Genomic DNA, 17,697 nt, shown 5'->3' on the forward strand with positions numbered 1-17,697 from the left:
GGGTTTCGTGATTTTCAAAAACGATTGTAAAGCAACAATGTTTTAATAAGAGCCTACTTATTTTTATGAGTGAGTTTTAAATTTTTCTCAAATTCCTCTGCTTTTATCTGCTCTTTTTTAGAAACTTTTTTTATCAGCATAAATGCCGCCACAGCAGCCAAAAAGAAAATGAACATCGTAATTCCGGCTGGAAGGTATTCGGATTTATCTTCAGGGAAATAGAGAAACAGGCCAAATATGAAAGCGTTTAACAAAACGATCACTCCTTACCTTTATCCATTAACTATATCAAGTTTTCTGAAGAACCTCTACTCTTGTCACAAAAAATTCGCTTTGCTTTGATATAATAAGAAAAGCGAATTCCCGTTTAGCGCAGGCATGACGGATAAGAATCCGGCAGAAAAGTCCGGTTTTGACTTTTCATGAAAATTTGTTCTGTCGGAGGAGTTGGACGATCGAACTCTCCAGCAATACGAAAATTTTATGCTTTCGTATCTCTTTAGAAAAGCGGAAGCGCTTTGGTCAGCGCAGGAAGAATCGTTCTCAATAAGAACATATAAGCAAAAAAATTTTATACATCCAATAACTTGAAAATAAAATGGGGATTTGCACCAATCTAAAACAGGGGGCATAAAAATGAGAGAAGACCTAAAAATCGGTGAAATCGTGACAGGCATCTACAAAACCGGAAAATACATTGGAGAGATAACCAATGTTCGTCCGCAGCATTATCTAGTAAAGGTTATGGCTGTCGTAAAGCACCCGCTTCAAGGAGATTTGCATATGCCAAAGGATGCAGACGTGCCGCTTTTTCATGAAAGAAGAGCTCTGGCTCAAAATGAACAAACGAACGTCCCTAAAGGAATGGTTCATAAATATGAGGGCAGTATTCCATCCTACTTAGATTCATTAAGTTCTGCTGTTGCAGCACTTGAGAATGAGCTCAAGGAAGACGATAGACCTTGGGCGAAAATGTCGTTAGAAAAGATCCAGCTGCTAAAAGAAGATTACTTTAAATCATTTACTTGATTGTTGTTTTTCGTGTTCTTTTCTATTAAATAACAATTGAATACAGCATTGTATCCTGAAAAACCTAATTTAATAAGCCAAATCACGTGGTAGGTGATTTGGCTTTACGTAGCAAATTTGCTCAATACTTTTGAAAAATCAATTCGGTCTCCAATTGTCGTTGGAGTGGGTTTTTGCAAGTACCTTTTGTCATTTTCGACTAAGTTGTAGATATTGTAGGTGGTCAGCGCATCATCTAGTGCACAATGATGCCTGCCTGTTCCTTTTTTACCGTATTCCTCAACAGCTTTCCATAGGCCGGTTTGATTTCTGTCTCCAAAAAACTTCTTGTACTCCATTGATAAATCTCTGAACTTTCCGTTAAACGGGAAATCTTCATTATTTTTCTGGCAGTTTTGCCGGAGTACCTTCATGTCCATATTACCCCAAGTGACAACTGTCGTTTTTGGATGATTTCCATATTCCTTCAAAATCCTGTTCAATTCCTGAAAAGAAATGCCTGAGTTAACCTGTGCCTGAGTGATGTGAAGAAATGATTTGCAGCGATTGGATAAAAAGGGAAACTGAACTGGCTTTACATAGGAGGAAAATTGTTTTTGAGCGGTTTGGTTGATAATGGAGACGATTCCTACTTCGATTATTTCCGGATAAAATCCACGCGGGTTTGCTTTTCCTTCCGGCATTGTGAATTCAAAATCAATGAATATTAATTGGTGCTGATCAATCATACGAGCCCTCCTTTCCACTTATTATGTTCAAAAAAGGCAATTTCCTTTTTATTACCATTATATCACCAAACTGCAGAATATAGCTTCATTTTTCTAAAAATAATGAATATTGCTCAATTTTATTTCTAAAACCGAAAGGTATGATTTATAATATTAAGGAACACGAAATATATTGCTGGGATTTTCACAAAGAAGGTGTTTCTATTTCTATTCAGAAACGAAATTTTTTGATCATGTGGACGGCCAATTTTTTTGTTGCCGCCAGCGCAACAATGATTATGCCCTTTTTGTCCTTGTACTTGAGCACATTTGGTGATTATTCAGATGATTATGTCCGCAGATGGGCAGGATATGTATTTGGCATTGCTTTTCTAATGGCTTTTCTCGTTTCTCCTCTTTGGGGCAGATTCGGTGATAAGTATGGCTATAAAAAAATCTTGCTGATCACAGGAACCGGCATTGCAACAAGCATCCTTCTGATGGGATTTGTCCAATCAGTCTTCGAGCTGTTCTTTCTTCGCCTCATTATGGGAGCCGTTACCGGTTTCATTCCAACCTCACTGGCATTAATTTCAGCGCAGACTAGGAAAGAAGTGGCAGGGCGCACATTGGGCACCCTTCAAATGGGAACCGTATCGGGAGGTTTATTCGGACCGCTGCTTGGAGGTCTTCTTGCTGATCAGTTTGGTTTTACGTATACATTCTTTATTACAGCGGGAGTTATATACATATCTGTCCTCCTTGTTGCCTTTGGCATTAAGGAAGCACCTCTTAGAACAAAAGAAGATAAGAAGAAGTCATACACGAGAATACAGGTTTTGAAGCATATTTTTAAATCTCCTCTTTTATTAACTATCATGTTCTTGACTTTGCTTGTTCAAATTGGGAATTTCAGTATTCAGCCTCTGCTTGCTTTATATGTGAAGGAACTTCATGGGCCCGTCAATTTGGCATTCTTCTCAGGGATTGCTTTTTCTGCAACAGGGGCAGGCAATTTAATTGCTTCAAGGAGATGGGGGGCTCTTGGTGACCGGATTGGTCATGAAAAAGTCTTAATCGGACTTTTGATTGCCTCTGTCTTTTGCTTTATTCCCCAGGCACTTGTCCAAACACTGTGGCAGCTGGTGATTTTTCGGTTTCTATTCGGCATGGCCATTGGGGGAATTATCCCCTGCATTACTGCTTTCATCAGACAAACCGCACCTGTAGCGATGCAGGGTGAAGTTTTGGGCTATAATGTAAGCTTTAGGTTCCTCGGAAATGTCATAGGACCCGTTCTTGGAGGAATGGTTGCAGGCAGCTTCGGTATTTCTGCAGTGTTTTATGTAACAGCCGGATTGTTCTTATGCAGTGCCATTCTATTATGGAAAAGCCTGCAGCATAAAGAGAGTTCTATGGCAAAAGCCAGTTAAAACCGCGGCCTTCTTTTAGAAGCGCGGTTTTTTTATGGCCTGCCTTTATTTGCATCGCTTTTGATTTGGCCATCTCTTAGGAAATATCTTCTATCTTATTCCATCAGATGGTACTATTAGATGAATAATAATATCTAAAAAAGCGAGTGACAACAGTGCGTTCAATTATTGGCTGGATTTGTCTTATAACCATGGCCCCTGTTCTTATCTATCTATTTATGATTTCGGGCAATGAAGTGAAAAATGTAAAAGCAGTCTCAACAGTATTAGAAGAAAAGATTCCTATAAAAGAGATTCCTATTGTGCAAAATAGTTTTATCGTTGACCAAAACGGCGCCGTCGTGTCAGAAATTGTAACGAACCAGGAAAATCGGGTAATTATGCCTTTCGACCAAATTCCCGAAGCAGTAAAAACGATTTTCATTGTTTCAGAAGACCAGAAATTCTTTGAGCATATAGGATTTGATCCTGCAGGGATGACACGAGCGGTCATCGTGAATGCAAAAAATCAATCAATTGAACAAGGCGGAAGCACGATTACACAGCAGCTTGCCCGCAATGTTTTTTTATCACATGAAAAGTCTTATAACCGGAAGCTGAGTGAGCTTCTGTATTCTTATCACATTGAAAAAAACTTTTCCAAAGAAGAAATTCTTGAAGGCTATTTAAACGCTGTTTACTTTCATAACGGGGTTTATGGAGTGCAGATGGCAAGCAATTATTACTTCAGCAAGCCATTAGATAAGCTGACGCTTGCTCAAATTGCTTTTATCAGTGCCATACCAAACAACCCAAGCTTATACGATCCAGTCAAACACTTTGAAAATACAAAGAAGCGGCAGGAGCTCCTTTTAAAAAATCTATTAGAACATGATTACATAAATCAAGAACAATACAGCCAGGCGATGGGAGAGAATATCCGTCTTAACCTTCAGCATCGGACTGACAGGTATCCTGATTATGTCACCTATGTTCACGACGAGATCAAAAGGCTGATAGGTGAAAAAGAGGGCTATACAAAAAGATCAGCAAATGCCGGAAAAGAAGAAGAGGCTGCTATTGAAACAGAACTGAAAAACAGAGTGCAGGAGGTTGTCAGCCGAGGAGTCAGAATTCATACGGCTCTTGACCCTGAAATGCAGACAAGGACTGCAGATGCCTTCAAAAATCATTTGAAGGATGCTTCCATTCAGGGAGCAAGTGTAGTTATTGATCATCAAACTCATAAAATTACCGCCTTGTACGGGGGACATAATTACCAAAAATTCGATTTCAATCGGGCATATCAAGCTTATCGCCAGCCAGGATCAGCCATCAAGCCTTTGCTCGATTATGTTCCTTATATTGATGTGAAAAATGCCTCAGCTTCATCTATTATCAGTGCAAAGCCTTTTTGCAAAAAAGACTATTGTCCTGATAATTATGATGAAAAAGTCTATGGCAATGTGACGCTTGAAACGGCTTTTAAAAAATCTTACAATACTCCAGCTGTCAGAATGCTTGATGAAGTTGGCATTGAAAAGGGATACTCTTATTTAACACCTTTCCGCTTTCGATCAATTACAGCAGATGATTATCGGCTGCCCTCAGCAATTGGAGGATTTACAAATGGCTTTTCACCTTTTGAGCTCACGGAAGCCTATTCTGCATTTGCAAATGATGGCGTTTTTCATAAAAGCCATGCAATTATCAAAGTGACTGATTTAAAAGGAAAAACATTATATGAATGGAAAGATGAGCCGGTCAGAGTCTGGAAAAACACAACCAACAATGAAATGAGAAAGCTCCTTTCTGCTGTTGTAAAGAGCGGAACTGGAACGAAAGCAAAACATTCCGCATCCTATATCGGCGGCAAATCGGGAACAACAAACGACTACAAAGATTTATGGTTTATCGGCTTAACAGAACGTTATGCAGCGGGTGTCTGGATTGGAAAAGATCAAGGAGGCAATGTCAGCGGACTTTCAAAATCTGCGCCCCAGCAGCTCATATGGCGTGACATTACGAAGAATTACTAGTTTTATTTTGGTTGTTCGTGGAAAATATACACTATAGCTTTTAATTAGAGTGGGTGAAATTATGGCAAACGGAAATATCCTTTTATTCGATGGTGTCTGTAATTTTTGCGATCGCACTGTACAATTTGTCATCAAACATGATAAAAAAGCTGTATTCAAATTTGCTTCCCTCCAATCTGATGCAGGCCAAAGGCTGCTGGCCCGCCATCGCCTTCCGCAGCAGGACTTTGATAGCTTTGTATATGTTAAAAATGACAGGATATATACAAAATCAACAGCTGCTTTGCACGTTTTAAAAGAACTGGGAGGCACCTTTCAGCTTACTTTTATTCTACTTGCGATTCCCCGTCCCATCCGGGATTTTGGTTACAGCATTCTTGCTAAAAATAGATACAAATGGTTCGGCAGAAAGGATGCTTGTTCGCTGCCTTCTCCTGAAGTAAGAGAACGATTTTTGTCCTAAAATACGGGCTTGATGCAGGGGAATCTATCTAATTTTGGCGACTGTATATTTTGAGATTTTTGGGCGTTATATTTGATTTTTTGTCCATTATTTTTGGATTTTTATGTGATATAAAGAAAAATTTCGGGATTAATTCCGATTTTCAACCTTAAAAAAAAGCCCATCACTAGCTGAAGGGCTTCTTTTGCTATACAGGCAGACTCGCCAACACACTATTATATAATCTCATGCAAATATAAAGAATGCCAAACAGAAAAATCGACCAGAAAAGCACATGAAATAACACGAGTCCAATTAAAGAAAGTGAGGTTAAGGAAAAGCTGAACTGATAGACAACAAATACGAAATAGCAGAGAGCTGCAAGCAGAAAAACGGCGATAATAAAAGCCCCATACTTTACAAGAAGCAGAGAAAGTGCGGATGCGATCAGGAAGAAGGAAGAACCCAGTCTTATCTTCTTTAAGCTTTCGCCATCTGCATCTTTTGAAAAAAACAGCAGGGAAAGTTCAGTCACTGTGTCGGCAATAAGTTTCAAAGCCGAGAAAATCATAAAATAAATAAGTGCAAATACGATAAACAGCGATAAATTAATTCCATTTTCAGAAAAAAATTCGAGCATTCCCCCATATACCCCAAGTCTCTGCAGCTGCTTTACCACTGTCATAACAGTAGAAATGGAAAGTGATGCGCTGAAAAGCAAAATTGAAATCAACGGAAAATAACTCGTAAAATATGTATTTTTCATTCCATGAATCTCCTAATTTGGTAGAATACTCATCCATTATGAACGAGAGCCTTACTGGTTACAAGAAAAAAATGATAATAAGAAAAGCGCAAGCGCCCGTTTAGCGCAGGCATGACAGATAAGAATCCGGCAGAAAAGTCCGGATTTGACTTTTTTGCCGGATTTGTTCTGGCCGAGGAGTTGGGCGATGGAGCTAGATATCAATGCACAAAATTTTATACTTTCCTATCTCTAAACAAAAGTGCAGTGTCCTTGGTCAGCACAGGCACCTCAGTTCTGACCGAGGTTAGGCGCCGTAGCTGGACGCAGATAACTTTATTTTATTATCCACAATCTATTACCTTTTATAAATTCCTAAAAATAAACACAAAACAGAACGTCATCCCATTAGACGTTCTGTTTACTTATTCACGATTCGAATGTACTCTCTCGGCTTAAATTTCTCGAGCAATCTCTTTTCTTCATTCGACATGTAAAAGGGATCTTCTTTGCTTTGATCATACGAACCTGATTCAATGTAAGTTCGTTTTGTTTTTTCATTTGCAAACCAGGCACTGCTGAACATTGCAGAAAATAGGACGAATGCAGCGAGGATCTTTTTTGTATTCATATGGATCACCTCATTTTTAGGATGTTCATCAAATAAATAAAATATACCTGGCCAGAATGGAAAAATGCAGTTATTTTTTGGTTCATTTCCTGACATTTCTACTTATTTAATAGATCGTGTAAACGTGGTCAATAATAGGAATGCGAGGAATGCAAGAACAGAAATTTTACGTTATAATTAATTTAGGTTCTTATGACCATGAAATTCTCGTAAGGAGGTTCAAACATGACGTTATTACATACGGCTATCATTTCACCATTTCTCCTGGCCATTCTGATACCTTTCCTTTATAAATACTTCAGAAGAATACATACTGGTTGGTTTGTACTGATTTTGCCGATTGTTTTGTTCGTTTATTTTCTTGGATTTATCGGTGAGACCGTTCAATCTACTGTTAATTGGATTCCTTCTTTAGGGATTAATTTTACAGCTTATGTGGACGGACTGGGTCTGCTGTTTGCCTTATTAATAACAGGAATCGGCGCACTTGTCGTTCTGTACTCTATTTATTATTTGTCAAAAGTAAAAGAAAAATTAAATCATTTTTACGTGTATTTATTGCTGTTTATGGGGGCTATGCTTGGCGTTGTTCTTTCTGATAACGTCATCGTGCTTTATACCTTCTGGGAATTTACCAGTCTTTCATCTTTCTTACTGATCGGCTATTGGTATGATAGAGAAAAATCAAGATATGGTGCACTTAAATCAATGATGATAACTGTTTTTGGCGGACTCTCAATGCTTGGCGGCTTTGTGCTGCTCTATTTAATGACAGGCACGTTCAGCATTCGTGAAATGATAGAAGCTGTTCCAAATGTTATAAATGACCAGCTGTTTGTTCCAGCACTGGTGCTTGTCCTGCTTGGAGCTTTTACAAAATCTGCTCAATTCCCTTTCTACGTCTGGCTTCCAGATGCAATGGAAGCCCCGACGCCTGTCAGTGCTTATCTTCACTCTGCAACAATGGTTAAAGCCGGGATCTATCTTGTTGCAAGATTCAGTCCTGTTTTTGCCATGACAGCTGAATGGTTTTGGCTTGTCAGTATTTTCGGTCTTATCACGTTATTCTGGGGATCGTTAAATGCTGTTAAACAAACCGACTTAAAAGCAATACTGGCTTTTTCAACGGTGAGTCAGCTTGGATTAATAATGTCTTTGCTCGGGGTTGGCGCGGCCGCTCTTCATTACGATTCACTTGATGATCATTTTTATACGATTGCTACGGTAGCAGCCATTTTCCACTTGATCAATCATGCAACATTTAAAGGGAGTCTTTTTATGGTTGCTGGAATTGTTGATCATGAGACTGGCACACGTGATATCAGGAAGCTTGGCGGCTTAATGAGCTTTATGCCAATCACGTTCACGATTGCGGTTATCGGATCTTTTTCAATGGCGGGCTTGCCTCCATTTAACGGGTTCTTAAGTAAAGAAATGTTCTTTACCGGCATGATTAACGTGACAAAAATGGATATCTTCAATATGGAGACATGGGGGCTTTTATTCCCTGTAATAGCATGGGTTGCAAGCATCTTTACATTTTTATACAGCATGGTGCTGGTCTTCAAAACATTTACAGGGCCTTATCAGCCTGAAAAACTTGCAAAGAAACCGCATGAAGCGCCGCTCGGCATGCTGATTTCTCCAATCATTCTTGGTTCTCTAGTGGTGATTTTCGGTTTCTTCCCGAATTTGCTGTCTTATTCACTGATTGAGCCAGCCGTAGAATCAATTATGCCTTCCCTTCTCCCTGAAGGAAAAAAATTCGAAGTTGAGATTTCCTTTTGGCACGGTTTTACACCTGAACTGTACATGACTATCGGTGTAATCATACTTGGTGCAATCGGATATGTGACACTTGGAAAATGGCGCAAAATATACGATTTGTTCCCAGGCAAACTTACGATTAATCAATTTTATGATGCTTCATTAGTCGGAATGGAACGCTATTCAAACAAATTAACACGCTTTTATATGACGGGATTTATTAGGGATTACCTTGCATACATCTTTGTTTTCCTGATCGGCATTACAGGAGCGACAATGGCAATTAAAGGCGGCTTCTCATTCACTTTAGACGGAACTGCCGATATTGGCATTTATGAAGGTGTCCTTGCGTTATCAATGGTGCTTGGTACGATTACAATTTTATTTTCGAAATCCAGACTAACTGCGATCATCGCCCTCGGCTCGGTAGGATACAGTTTAGCTTTATTTTTTGTTTTGTTCCGTGCACCCGATCTTGCGCTGACTCAGCTAGTAATTGAAACGGTTTCTGTCGCTTTATTCCTGCTCTGCTTCTATTTCTTGCCAGAGCTAAAGAAAAAAGAAAAGAAACTTAAATTTCGATTAGTAAACTTCATTATTTCTTTTGGTGTAGGACTGATTGTCACTTTAGTCGCAATTTCAGCCAACAGCAGCCGTGTACGTGAAACGATTTCTTCTTACTTTATTGAAAACAGCTATACAGAAGCAGGCGGTAAAAATATGGTCAATGTTATCCTTGTTGATTTTCGCGGCTTTGATACTTTATTTGAGATTACAGTTCTTGGCATTGCCGCACTTGGCATCTATGGCATGGTCAAATTACGGATGGCAAAGGGGGAGGAAGGATGAAAAAAACACATATCAAAACGAATGATGTGATTTTGCAGACTGTTACAAAAGTTGTTTTCTTCATCATCATTATTTTTTCCATTTATCTCTTTTTTGCCGGACACTATACTCCCGGCGGCGGATTTGTCGGGGGATTGATGACCTCCTCTGCAATCGTGCTTTTGCTGCTCGCTTACGATGTGAAAACAGTCATTAATGTATTGCCTGTTAATTATATTAACCTGGCTGCATCAGGGCTGCTGATAGCTGTATTAACCGGAATAGGTTCATTCTTTTTCGATGTACCTTTTTTATCTCATACATTCGGCCATGTTAATCTTCCTGTTTTGGGCGACACGGAGCTTGCTACAGCTGTTTTATTTGATCTCGGTGTTTATCTCGTCGTGATCGGCGTTACCTTAACCATTATTCAAACGATTGGAGAGACGGAATAATGGAAATCTTAATGTCGATAGTTGTTGGTATTTTATTTATGGCTGCAACCTATTTAATGCTTTCAAAAAGCTTGCTTCGGATCATTATTGGGACTGGCTTGTTAAGTCATGGAGCACATTTATTAATTCTCACAATGGGCGGACTGAAAAAAGGCGCCGCACCTTTGCTTGGCGAGGAAGCTTCATCATATGTCGATCCGCTGCCGCAGGCTCTTATTTTAACGGCGATTGTTATTAGCTTTGGTGTTACATCCTTCTTGCTTGTTTTAGCTTACAGAGCGTATCAGGAACTTGGAAGCGATGATATGGATCAGTTAAGGGGAAATGATCATAATGAATAATATCGTGATGCTGCCTCTCATTGTTCCATTATTGGCAGGTATTCTTTTAATCTTTTTCAATAAATATATAACCATCCAAAAATGGATAAGCGTGATTGCGTCAATTACTGCCGTTATCATCTCTCTACTGCTCGTTCAAGAGGTAAAAACGAACGGGATTCTAACGGTGGAAATCGGCAGCTGGGCCCCTCCATACGGTATCGTGTTTGTAGCAGATATGTTTTCAAGTCTGCTTGTTTTAACGACTAGCATCATTGGGCTTGTGTCCATCCTGTTTGCCTTTCGTTCAATCGGTGCTGAAAGAGAACGGTTTTACTTTTATTCAGCCGTTCAGTTCTTGCTGACTGGAGTAACCGGCGCTTTTTTAACAGGAGACATTTTTAATCTATTTGTCTTCTTTGAAGTTATGCTTATGAGCTCGTACGTCCTTATTGTTTTAGGCGGAACTAAGCCTCAGCTGAGAGAATCTATTAAATATATCATTGTTAATATATTTTCTTCTGCTTTATTCGTCATAACAGTTGCCTATCTATATGCAGTAACAGGTACATTAAATATGGCGGATTTAAGTCAAATAATCAGTGATAACGGACAATCAGGGATTCTGACGGTTATAGCCATTCTCTTTCTGGTCGTATTCGGGATGAAAGGCGCTATTTTCCCTCTTTATTTCTGGATGCCAGGTTCCTATCAAGCTCCGCCAGCCGTTGTTACAGCTTTATTTGGAGCTCTTTTAACTAAGGTTGGCGTGTATTCCATTACGCGTGTCTATACGCTGATTTTCATTCATGATACAGGCTATACTCATCAGATTTTAGCCTGGCTCTCGGTTCTGACAATTCTTTTCGGAGTGATTGGAGCTGTTGCCTATTGGGATGTAGAGAAGATTGTTATCTACAATATTATCGTCGCAGTCGGCGTCATTTTATTTGGAGTTGCCGTCTTTAATTCACCTGGGATTGAAGGAGCTATTTACTACTTGATCCATGATATGATTATCAAAGGCGCACTCTTTATGCTTGCAGGTGTGATGATTGTGATCACAGGTACAAGCGATTTGAAGAAAATGGGCGGGCTCCTGAAACAACATCCGCTCCTTGGCTGGATGTTCTTTATTTCCGCAATCTCGCTTGCAGGAATTCCTCCATTAAGCGGTTTTGTCGGAAAGCTGAAAATCGTGCAGGGCGGCTTTGAAGCCGGCGAATACGTCTTTGCTTTGTTTGTGCTTTTATCAAGCTTGCTTGTTCTCTACTCCATTATGAAAATTTTCATTAATGGCTTTTGGGGTGAAGTGAAGCTTACGAAAGATCAAGAGAAAGGCTCAACAAAAGGACTTCTCTATCCAATTGCCATTTTAATAGCACTCTCTATCGCATTCGGAGTTGGAACAGAAGCAGCTGCACCATATATCACACAAGCTGCTGAAACGCTGCTTGATCCATCAATCTATATTCAAGCCGTGCTGAAGGAGTAGATGATATGGCCTTTCAAATTTTATTGAACTTTTCAATTGCGTTTATATGGATGTTTTTAAAGGGTGAATACTCTGTTCAAGACTTTTTTAATGGCTATTTTTTCGGCTTGCTGATGATTTTTGCCCTGCGCCGTTTTTTCCATCACCGGTTTTATTTATGGAATGTATTCGCGGTTATTAACCTCATCTATATTTTCAACCGTGAACTTATCATGTCCAATATCGCTGTTTTGAAAATAGTGCTTGCGCCTAAAATCAATGCCCGTCCCGGCATTTTTAAGCTTGAAACAGAGCTGAAAAAAGATTGGGAAATTACCATACTGGCAAATTTAATTACCCTAACGCCTGGAACTCTTGTAGTTGAAGTATCAGACGATAACCGCTTTCTCTACATTCATGCAATGGATTTAGAGGATGCGGAAGAAGCTAGAAAAGATATTAAAAATACATTTGAAAAAGCCATTCAGGAGGTGAGCCGTTAATGCTGGATATTGTTCTTAAGGTATCACTTCTGATCATTGCTCTATCAACTGTGCTCTATTTATACAGGCTAATTAAAGGTCCTTCAACACCCGATCGGGTCATCGCGCTTGATGCCATTGGAATTAACCTGATTGGCATTACAGCCATTATTTCAGTGGTGTTAAGAACGAATGCATTTCTTGAGGTCATTTTGGTGCTTGGGATTTTGACATTTATTGGTACAGTCGCATTTGCAAAATTCCTAGAGAAGGGAGAGATTATCGAAAATGATCGTAATCGCTAAAATCATTATTGGGTATTTCATCCTTCAAGGTGCTTTGCTTAGCCTTGTTGCAGCATATGGCGTTGTCCGCCTTCCTGATGCGTATACGCGTAATCACGCAGCATCAAAAAGCGCGACACTTGGTGTCATCAGCGTCCTCTTGGGTGTCTTTCTCTATTTCTGGCTGATTGAAGGACATATGAATGCACGAATCATTCTAGGAATCGTCTTTGTTTTTATGACTGCTCCAGTTGCAGGCCATCTCATCATGAGAGCTGCTTATAATACGAAAGTGCCGCTATGGGAGAAAAGTGTGCAGGATGATTTAAAAGAAGATCGGAAAAAAGAAGGTGTAAAAGGATGAGCGCTCTCATCCTTTTTTTAAGGAGATGCTGATGTATGCACTATGCAAATAACCTTAGAGACGTTTTTTTACAGCATGCAGACCTTGAAAAAGCTATTTCAATGGAAAATTACATGCGTAACCAATTCCGGTTCCTTGGAATTAAATCACCTGAAAGAAAAGAGATCACAAAGCAATTCCTTATGGAGCACGGTCGTCCTGATCAGCTGAAAGAAACAATCCTCAAGCTTTGGTCGTTTGAAGAAAGAGAACTCTTATATGCGGCAATGGACATCCTTGTGCTTGAAAAAAAGAAGCTGCACCCGCAGGATATTGAATGGATCAAGGATCTGATTATAACTGTCTCATGGTGGGATACAGTGGATCTCATCGCATCGAATGTAATCGGTCCGCTTGTGATGAAGCACCCCGAATTGAAGGAAAAACATTTAGACAAATGGGCAGTGAGTGAAAATTTTTGGCTGCAAAGAACAGCTATTCTTTATCAATTGAAATATAAGCAAGAAACGGATGAAGCTTCGCTGTACAATGTAATACGGAATCTATCTTCATCAAAGGAATTTTTCATTCAAAAAGCGATAGGATGGGCTTTAAGAGAATACTCGAAAACGAACCCTGAATCTGTTCACTCATTTATTTCTGAAAATGAATTGGCTCCTTTAAGCAAACGTGAAGGAATGAAGCATTTGTCAAAAAGAAATGCGCAAACGCCTGTTTAGCGCAGGCATGACAGATAAGAATCCGGCAGAAAAGTCCGGATTTGACTTTTCCTGCGGATTTGTTCTGGCCGAGGAGTTGGGCGATTCCGCTCGCCATCAAAGCGCAAATTTATATACTTTTTCTAAAAATAACGATTTGCAAAACAGGTCAGAGTTTTGACCGGCTGCTTTTTTGGCCAAGCCAAACTTGCATTCCTGTTTAATCCGATTTTGCAATACAACTTTGCGAACTAAAGTCAACTCAATTATGTTCCTTAATGTACTCATCTTTTAAAATCGAACAAACTGCAGCATCACAAAATACCCCTTTTTCAAATGCAGCCTGCCTCATGATCCCTTCAAATATAAAGCCCGCTTTTTCAAGGCATGATTTTGAAGCTATATTAGCTGGATCATAAAAAGCTTCAATCCGGTTTAAATCCATTTGGCTAAAGCCAAATTCTAATATTGGCATTAACACTTCTGTCATGACGCCTTTTTTCCAATACGATCGGTCTATTTCAAAACCTATTTCTGCTTTGTTATGTTCTTTTGCCCAGTTATGGTAGCCGCAGCTGCCTATGATCTTGTTCGTTTCTTTTACCGCAATTCCCCATCTGAATCCTTCATTTTCAAGGAACCTTGCTGACCATCGATTGATTACATCAATTGCTTGACTGATATCGGTAAAGCTTTCGAGGTCATAGAATCTGGTCACTTCATCATCAGAAAAATAAGCAAATACTTCTTCTGCATCATTCTCATCCAGTTTTCTTAAAATAAACCGTTCCGTTTTTAGAACTGGGAACCTCTTAATCGGCTTCATCATTTTTATCTCCTATTTTGATAATAAAAATTGCCTAAGAAAAATTTTATTATTTCTTCTTCAAGATTGCCATTGTACATCTTGAAATACAAATCAGACTTTCTCTTTCATCTACAATCTTAATCTCCCAAACCATTGTCGTTTTGCCGCGATGAACAGGAACTCCATGTGCAGTGACGAAGCCATCCTGCTTGCCTCTTATATGATTCGCGTTAATCTCAAGGCCAACGCACATCTCTGTTTCTTGGTCGATTAAATGATACGCCCCTATGCTTGCTACTGTTTCAGCTAGCGCTACAGATGCACCGCCATGCAGAATTCCAAAAGGCTGTCTTGTCCGGTCGTCTACTGGCATTGTAGCAACGACTCCATCATTTGTGATGCTTTTAATATCAATTCCAAGTGAGTTCAGCAGCGTATTTTCAACATTGTATTCCATTTTTTTCTTCCCCCTCTATTGTGCGGTTAATTTTTTCAGCAGCATTTGATCATCCTCTTTAACAGGATTTCCTCTGCCATCCCGATTGTTGGTCACTGCATACAAATCATCATCTTCTATCATAACATCCCTCATTCGGCCCCATCCGTCGAGGTACGTCTGAACTCCCCCTGTGTGCACTTCAAACGTCTTAACCGCTTTTCCTGATAATGTCGCTACATACAACTTTCCTTCTTTATAGGCAATGCCTGATGGCGCCCATGTCTCATCACCGGTATGGTAGAGAGGAGTCTCCATTCCTTCCCTCTGCTCGTCCCCTTCTATTACTGGCCAGCCATAATTTTTTCCTGGCTGGATCCTGTTAATTTCATCATGTGCAGACTGACCATGTTCTGTACTGAACAGAGTGCCTCTCTCGTCCCATGCGAGCCCCTGAGGATTACGGTGGCCATAAGAATATACATATGATCCTGGGAATGGATTATCCGCTGGGACAGATCCATCAGGTTCAATCCTGAGGATTTTCCCTGCAAGAGAATCTTTGTTTTGGGCGAGCTCTGGATTTAACGAATCTCCAGCTGCAGCGTAAAGCTTGCTGTCTGGTCCAATTTTGATGCGCCCGCCATTATGAAACTGGGCTCCTGGAATATCCTCTAGTACAACCTTTATTTCGGTCCATTGGCCGTTCTTTTCCTCAAGTATTACAATTCGGTTTTTCACAGTGTTTTCTTCTTTATATGTATGATAAGCATAGGCTTGCTTACTCTCTTTAAAATCTGATGCAAGCTCCAAGCCGAGGAATCCGCCTTCCCCTTCTAGATGCAGTGTTTTTTTCAAATTAAGCTTTTGAATCACCAATTCATCTGAATCACGATTCCATTTTACGATTTGTCCTGTCCGCTCACTTAAATAAAAATTTTCATCGCTCTTTGCTATAGACCATGGTACGTCCATGTTTTTTAAAACACTTTCCGTATCTTGCGCCTGTGACTGCCCAGCTGCTTCTTCGTTTTGTATACTTCCATCTTGGTCTGACTGACATCCGGCAATGAAAACACTGATAAGTATGAGAAAACATGCAATCCTCAGGAAAATCACCTCTTATTCATCATTTCCTATAATTTTAACGAAAAATAAGAAATGGTTCACGTATTTATGCTTGTTTGAACGAACCTTTTACCTTTTAAGCACAAATACAGCAAACACAAAATACATAAGCATGAGGAATAAAACAGGCAATACCGCCATCACGTCCATCGTTACCTCCCAAAAAAGAAAGCGCTTTCCAGCACTTGAATCTATATATAGACTCCATCTTAACGAAGGTTTGTGATGGTGATATTGAGAGGGTGTTTAAGTTTTGTAAACATCTTTATTGATACGTAAACACCACTGTTAGTTCAGCAATAATCTCAATTTTACTGACAAAAATCGGGGTTTGTTCAGATGACTGCACACCTAGACTTAATTCTTTAGACATTGGGGAAAATCCTCTCGGTTCCTCTGTTATTTTTACAGGTTTTCGCTGCAGCTTGAGCTGATAGGATTGGGCAATTGCTTCTGCCTTATCCAGTGCTTGTTTTGCAGCTAAGTTCAATGCTTCATTGATCCACATCTCTTGATTGGAAAGGGAAAATTGCACTCGATCTGCACGGTTTGCTCCATTCGCAAAAGCAGTATCATAAATCTGTCCAATTTGATCCAGATTTTGAGTTGTGATGGAGATCGTATTTGTCACTTCATATCCTTTTAAAATCGGTTCTGAACCAGCGCTATAATCATATTGGGGGAAAACAGTATAGGAGATGGTCTCAATTTGCTGTTTTTGGATCCCGATTGAAGTTAATGCCTGAATCAGCTGATTCATACGGACTCTATTTTCCTGCTGAGCTGCGGCTGCATCTTTATTAGTTGTAGTTACCGCAATTTGAAGTGTTGCGGAATCTGGTTTTGCTTCCACTTTTCCTGTACCGCGAACGGATATCATATTTTTTGTTTTGCTTTCTCTTTCCCTTCCGCGATAAGATGGATCAAATGGCTGTCCATACATTGAATACATTCAGTACACTCCTCTCGGAATAGAACACTCTTTTACATCTATATGTCGTACCAATAAAAAAAAGTGCGCAAGTTTAATTCTTGCACACTAATCAATAATTCCTTCTGACTTAGAGATTAACACAGCTTCTGTTCGTGAGCCTACATTCAGCTTGTGAAAAATTGAGGTTAAGCTATACTCAATCGACCTCTTGCTTAAATGGAGCTTGTCTGCAATTTCCTGATTTGTTAACCCTCTCTCAACTTCTTGAAGAATCGCTTTCTCCCGGTCATTTAGAGACTCAGTATCATTTTGAGACACGCTGCTCTTATGCTTTTGCTGCAGGATTAACGCCTTTAAGTATGGATATGGCACGACGACATCGCCATTCAAAGCATGTCTGATAGAGGAAAGAATTTTTTCCTTCGTCTCCGTTTTGCTGATTGCTCCGTGTATGCCAAGACGAATCGCTTCGTCAAAATAATCTTCGACATCATAGCCTGTATATAAAATAATTTTGCATTCCTCAGAATGCTTAATAATTTCAGTGGATAGCTCCATGCCATTTATATCCCCAAGATTCATATCCATTAAAACAACATCGTATTCATTAAAGCTAATTTGCTGAATGACATCAATGGTATAAGGAGCATTCCTGTTAGAAGGATTTTCGGGCACTTGAACAAAAAAGAGCCCTCTTGGTATGATACGGGGTGT

At 39.6% G+C, this 17,697-nt stretch carries 22 protein-coding genes; 13 read left to right on the forward strand and 9 right to left on the reverse strand.

The window, feature by feature from the left end; translation table 11 throughout:
* Positions 1-53: 53 nt before the first annotated feature.
* Positions 54-263: a hypothetical protein gene (locus tag CYJ36_RS20795; protein ID WP_308315387.1), complete on the reverse strand. Its 210-nt coding sequence runs from the start codon at positions 261-263 to the stop codon at positions 54-56.
* A 373-nt stretch (positions 264-636) separates the two neighbouring features.
* On the opposite strand from CYJ36_RS20795, the gene CYJ36_RS20800 reads away from it, so the two are divergent.
* A complete protein-coding gene (locus CYJ36_RS20800) occupies positions 637-1,029 on the forward strand; it encodes a kinase-associated lipoprotein B (protein ID WP_101569172.1) in 393 nt (130 codons plus the stop codon).
* 104 nt (positions 1,030-1,133) lie between these two features.
* On the opposite strand, the gene kapD is transcribed toward CYJ36_RS20800, so the two are convergent.
* Complete coding sequence (kapD, locus tag CYJ36_RS20805; RefSeq protein WP_180850519.1) at positions 1,134-1,754, reverse strand: 3'-5' exonuclease KapD; 621 nt, start codon at positions 1,752-1,754, stop codon at positions 1,134-1,136.
* 143 nt (positions 1,755-1,897) lie between these two features.
* Here kapD and CYJ36_RS20810 point away from each other — a divergent pair, with 143 nt between their 5' ends.
* The 3 genes from CYJ36_RS20810 to CYJ36_RS20820 all read left to right on the forward strand — a co-directional run bounded on the left by CYJ36_RS20810 (position 1,898) and on the right by CYJ36_RS20820 (position 5,650).
* The gene (locus CYJ36_RS20810) at positions 1,898-3,169 is read left to right on the forward strand and encodes an MFS transporter (RefSeq protein WP_374702843.1); all 1,272 of its coding nucleotides are present in this window, start codon (positions 1,898-1,900) and stop codon (positions 3,167-3,169) included.
* 146 nt (positions 3,170-3,315) lie between these two features.
* A complete protein-coding gene (locus CYJ36_RS20815; RefSeq protein WP_180850515.1) occupies positions 3,316-5,187 on the forward strand; it encodes a transglycosylase domain-containing protein in 1,872 nt (623 codons plus the stop codon).
* A 61-nt stretch (positions 5,188-5,248) separates the two neighbouring features.
* A complete protein-coding gene (locus CYJ36_RS20820; protein ID WP_101569176.1) occupies positions 5,249-5,650 on the forward strand; it encodes a thiol-disulfide oxidoreductase DCC family protein in 402 nt (133 codons plus the stop codon).
* A 187-nt stretch (positions 5,651-5,837) separates the two neighbouring features.
* On the opposite strand, the gene CYJ36_RS20825 is transcribed toward CYJ36_RS20820, so the two are convergent.
* Entirely contained in the window at positions 5,838-6,395 is a 558-nt protein-coding gene (locus CYJ36_RS20825) for a DUF5366 family protein (RefSeq protein ID WP_101569177.1), read from the reverse strand.
* Positions 6,396-6,795: 400 nt separating this feature from the next.
* Positions 6,796-7,005: a hypothetical protein gene (locus tag CYJ36_RS20830; protein WP_142382731.1), complete on the reverse strand. Its 210-nt coding sequence runs from the start codon at positions 7,003-7,005 to the stop codon at positions 6,796-6,798.
* Between the two features lie 225 nt (positions 7,006-7,230).
* Here CYJ36_RS20830 and CYJ36_RS20835 point away from each other — a divergent pair, with 225 nt between their 5' ends.
* The 9 genes from CYJ36_RS20835 to CYJ36_RS24180 are packed head-to-tail and all read left to right on the forward strand — an operon-like array spanning position 7,231 to position 13,858.
* Positions 7,231-9,621, forward strand: coding sequence for a Na+/H+ antiporter subunit A (locus CYJ36_RS20835; protein ID WP_101569179.1), 2,391 nt, complete (start codon positions 7,231-7,233; stop codon positions 9,619-9,621).
* Entirely contained in the window at positions 9,618-10,055 is a 438-nt protein-coding gene (locus CYJ36_RS20840; protein WP_101569180.1) for a Na(+)/H(+) antiporter subunit B, read from the forward strand. Before CYJ36_RS20835 ends, CYJ36_RS20840 begins: the two co-directional genes overlap by 4 nt.
* Complete coding sequence (locus tag CYJ36_RS20845; protein WP_101569181.1) at positions 10,055-10,396, forward strand: Na(+)/H(+) antiporter subunit C; 342 nt, start codon at positions 10,055-10,057, stop codon at positions 10,394-10,396. Before CYJ36_RS20840 ends, CYJ36_RS20845 begins: the two co-directional genes overlap by 1 nt.
* Positions 10,389-11,870 carry a Na+/H+ antiporter subunit D gene (locus tag CYJ36_RS20850; RefSeq protein ID WP_101569182.1) on the forward strand — a complete coding sequence of 494 codons (1,482 nt, stop codon included), beginning with the start codon at positions 10,389-10,391 and terminating at the stop codon, positions 11,868-11,870. The genes CYJ36_RS20845 and CYJ36_RS20850 overlap by 8 nt, the downstream gene beginning before the upstream one ends.
* Before the next feature lie 5 nt (positions 11,871-11,875).
* Complete coding sequence (locus CYJ36_RS20855; protein WP_101569183.1) at positions 11,876-12,352, forward strand: Na+/H+ antiporter subunit E; 477 nt, start codon at positions 11,876-11,878, stop codon at positions 12,350-12,352.
* The gene (locus tag CYJ36_RS20860; protein ID WP_101569184.1) at positions 12,352-12,636 is read left to right on the forward strand and encodes a Na(+)/H(+) antiporter subunit F1; all 285 of its coding nucleotides are present in this window, start codon (positions 12,352-12,354) and stop codon (positions 12,634-12,636) included. Before CYJ36_RS20855 ends, CYJ36_RS20860 begins: the two co-directional genes overlap by 1 nt.
* Positions 12,620-12,979: a monovalent cation/H(+) antiporter subunit G gene (mnhG, locus tag CYJ36_RS20865; protein WP_101569185.1), complete on the forward strand. Its 360-nt coding sequence runs from the start codon at positions 12,620-12,622 to the stop codon at positions 12,977-12,979. The genes CYJ36_RS20860 and mnhG overlap by 17 nt, the downstream gene beginning before the upstream one ends.
* A 35-nt stretch (positions 12,980-13,014) precedes the next feature.
* A complete protein-coding gene (locus tag CYJ36_RS20870; protein WP_101569186.1) occupies positions 13,015-13,698 on the forward strand; it encodes a DNA alkylation repair protein in 684 nt (227 codons plus the stop codon).
* Positions 13,699-13,705: 7 nt separating this feature from the next.
* The gene (locus CYJ36_RS24180; RefSeq protein WP_219621143.1) at positions 13,706-13,858 is read left to right on the forward strand and encodes a hypothetical protein; all 153 of its coding nucleotides are present in this window, start codon (positions 13,706-13,708) and stop codon (positions 13,856-13,858) included.
* An 81-nt stretch (positions 13,859-13,939) separates the two neighbouring features.
* On the opposite strand, the gene CYJ36_RS20875 is transcribed toward CYJ36_RS24180, so the two are convergent.
* From CYJ36_RS20875 to CYJ36_RS20895, 5 genes are all read right to left on the reverse strand, one after another.
* Positions 13,940-14,503 (reverse strand): GNAT family N-acetyltransferase, encoded by a 564-nt coding sequence (locus tag CYJ36_RS20875; RefSeq protein WP_257962581.1) that lies wholly within the window; start codon positions 14,501-14,503, stop codon positions 13,940-13,942.
* Between the two features lie 49 nt (positions 14,504-14,552).
* A complete protein-coding gene (locus tag CYJ36_RS20880) occupies positions 14,553-14,942 on the reverse strand; it encodes a hotdog fold thioesterase (RefSeq protein WP_101569187.1) in 390 nt (129 codons plus the stop codon).
* A gap of 15 nt (positions 14,943-14,957) precedes the next feature.
* Complete coding sequence (locus CYJ36_RS20885) at positions 14,958-16,040, reverse strand: PQQ-dependent sugar dehydrogenase (RefSeq protein WP_257962582.1); 1,083 nt, start codon at positions 16,038-16,040, stop codon at positions 14,958-14,960.
* A gap of 274 nt (positions 16,041-16,314) precedes the next feature.
* Positions 16,315-17,001, reverse strand: coding sequence for an SIMPL domain-containing protein (locus CYJ36_RS20890; RefSeq protein ID WP_101569188.1), 687 nt, complete (start codon positions 16,999-17,001; stop codon positions 16,315-16,317).
* A gap of 87 nt (positions 17,002-17,088) precedes the next feature.
* The gene (locus tag CYJ36_RS20895; RefSeq protein WP_308315388.1) at positions 17,089-17,688 is read right to left on the reverse strand and encodes a response regulator transcription factor; all 600 of its coding nucleotides are present in this window, start codon (positions 17,686-17,688) and stop codon (positions 17,089-17,091) included.
* Positions 17,689-17,697: the final 9 nt, after the last annotated feature.

This window comes from Bacillus sp. UMB0893 (assembly GCF_002858905.1).
GTDB lineage: Bacteria > Bacillota > Bacilli > Bacillales > Bacillaceae > Bacillus_P.

Bases quoted from the DNA above. Each gene is read 5' to 3' on its own strand.
- CYJ36_RS20800 (WP_101569172.1), top strand. From the start codon at position 637: ATGAGAGAAGACCTAAAAATCGGTGAAATCGTGACAGGCATCTACAAA.
- CYJ36_RS20810 (WP_374702843.1), top strand. From the start codon at position 1,898: ATGATTTATAATATTAAGGAACACGAAATATATTGCTGGGATTTTCAC.
- CYJ36_RS20820 (WP_101569176.1), top strand. From the start codon at position 5,249: ATGGCAAACGGAAATATCCTTTTATTCGATGGTGTCTGTAATTTTTGC.
- CYJ36_RS20825 (WP_101569177.1), bottom strand. From the start codon at position 6,395: ATGAAAAATACATATTTTACGAGTTATTTTCCGTTGATTTCAATTTTG.
- CYJ36_RS20830 (WP_142382731.1), bottom strand. From the start codon at position 7,005: ATGAATACAAAAAAGATCCTCGCTGCATTCGTCCTATTTTCTGCAATG.
- CYJ36_RS20835 (WP_101569179.1), top strand. From the start codon at position 7,231: ATGACGTTATTACATACGGCTATCATTTCACCATTTCTCCTGGCCATT.
- CYJ36_RS20840 (WP_101569180.1), top strand. From the start codon at position 9,618: ATGAAAAAAACACATATCAAAACGAATGATGTGATTTTGCAGACTGTT.
- CYJ36_RS20845 (WP_101569181.1), top strand. From the start codon at position 10,055: ATGGAAATCTTAATGTCGATAGTTGTTGGTATTTTATTTATGGCTGCA.
- CYJ36_RS20850 (WP_101569182.1), top strand. From the start codon at position 10,389: ATGAATAATATCGTGATGCTGCCTCTCATTGTTCCATTATTGGCAGGT.
- CYJ36_RS20855 (WP_101569183.1), top strand. From the start codon at position 11,876: ATGGCCTTTCAAATTTTATTGAACTTTTCAATTGCGTTTATATGGATG.
- CYJ36_RS20860 (WP_101569184.1), top strand. From the start codon at position 12,352: ATGCTGGATATTGTTCTTAAGGTATCACTTCTGATCATTGCTCTATCA.
- mnhG (WP_101569185.1), top strand. From the start codon at position 12,620: ATGATCGTAATCGCTAAAATCATTATTGGGTATTTCATCCTTCAAGGT.
- CYJ36_RS20870 (WP_101569186.1), top strand. From the start codon at position 13,015: ATGCACTATGCAAATAACCTTAGAGACGTTTTTTTACAGCATGCAGAC.
- CYJ36_RS24180 (WP_219621143.1), top strand. From the start codon at position 13,706: ATGACAGATAAGAATCCGGCAGAAAAGTCCGGATTTGACTTTTCCTGC.
- CYJ36_RS20875 (WP_257962581.1), bottom strand. From the start codon at position 14,503: ATGAAGCCGATTAAGAGGTTCCCAGTTCTAAAAACGGAACGGTTTATT.
- CYJ36_RS20880 (WP_101569187.1), bottom strand. From the start codon at position 14,942: ATGGAATACAATGTTGAAAATACGCTGCTGAACTCACTTGGAATTGAT.
- CYJ36_RS20890 (WP_101569188.1), bottom strand. From the start codon at position 17,001: ATGTATTCAATGTATGGACAGCCATTTGATCCATCTTATCGCGGAAGG.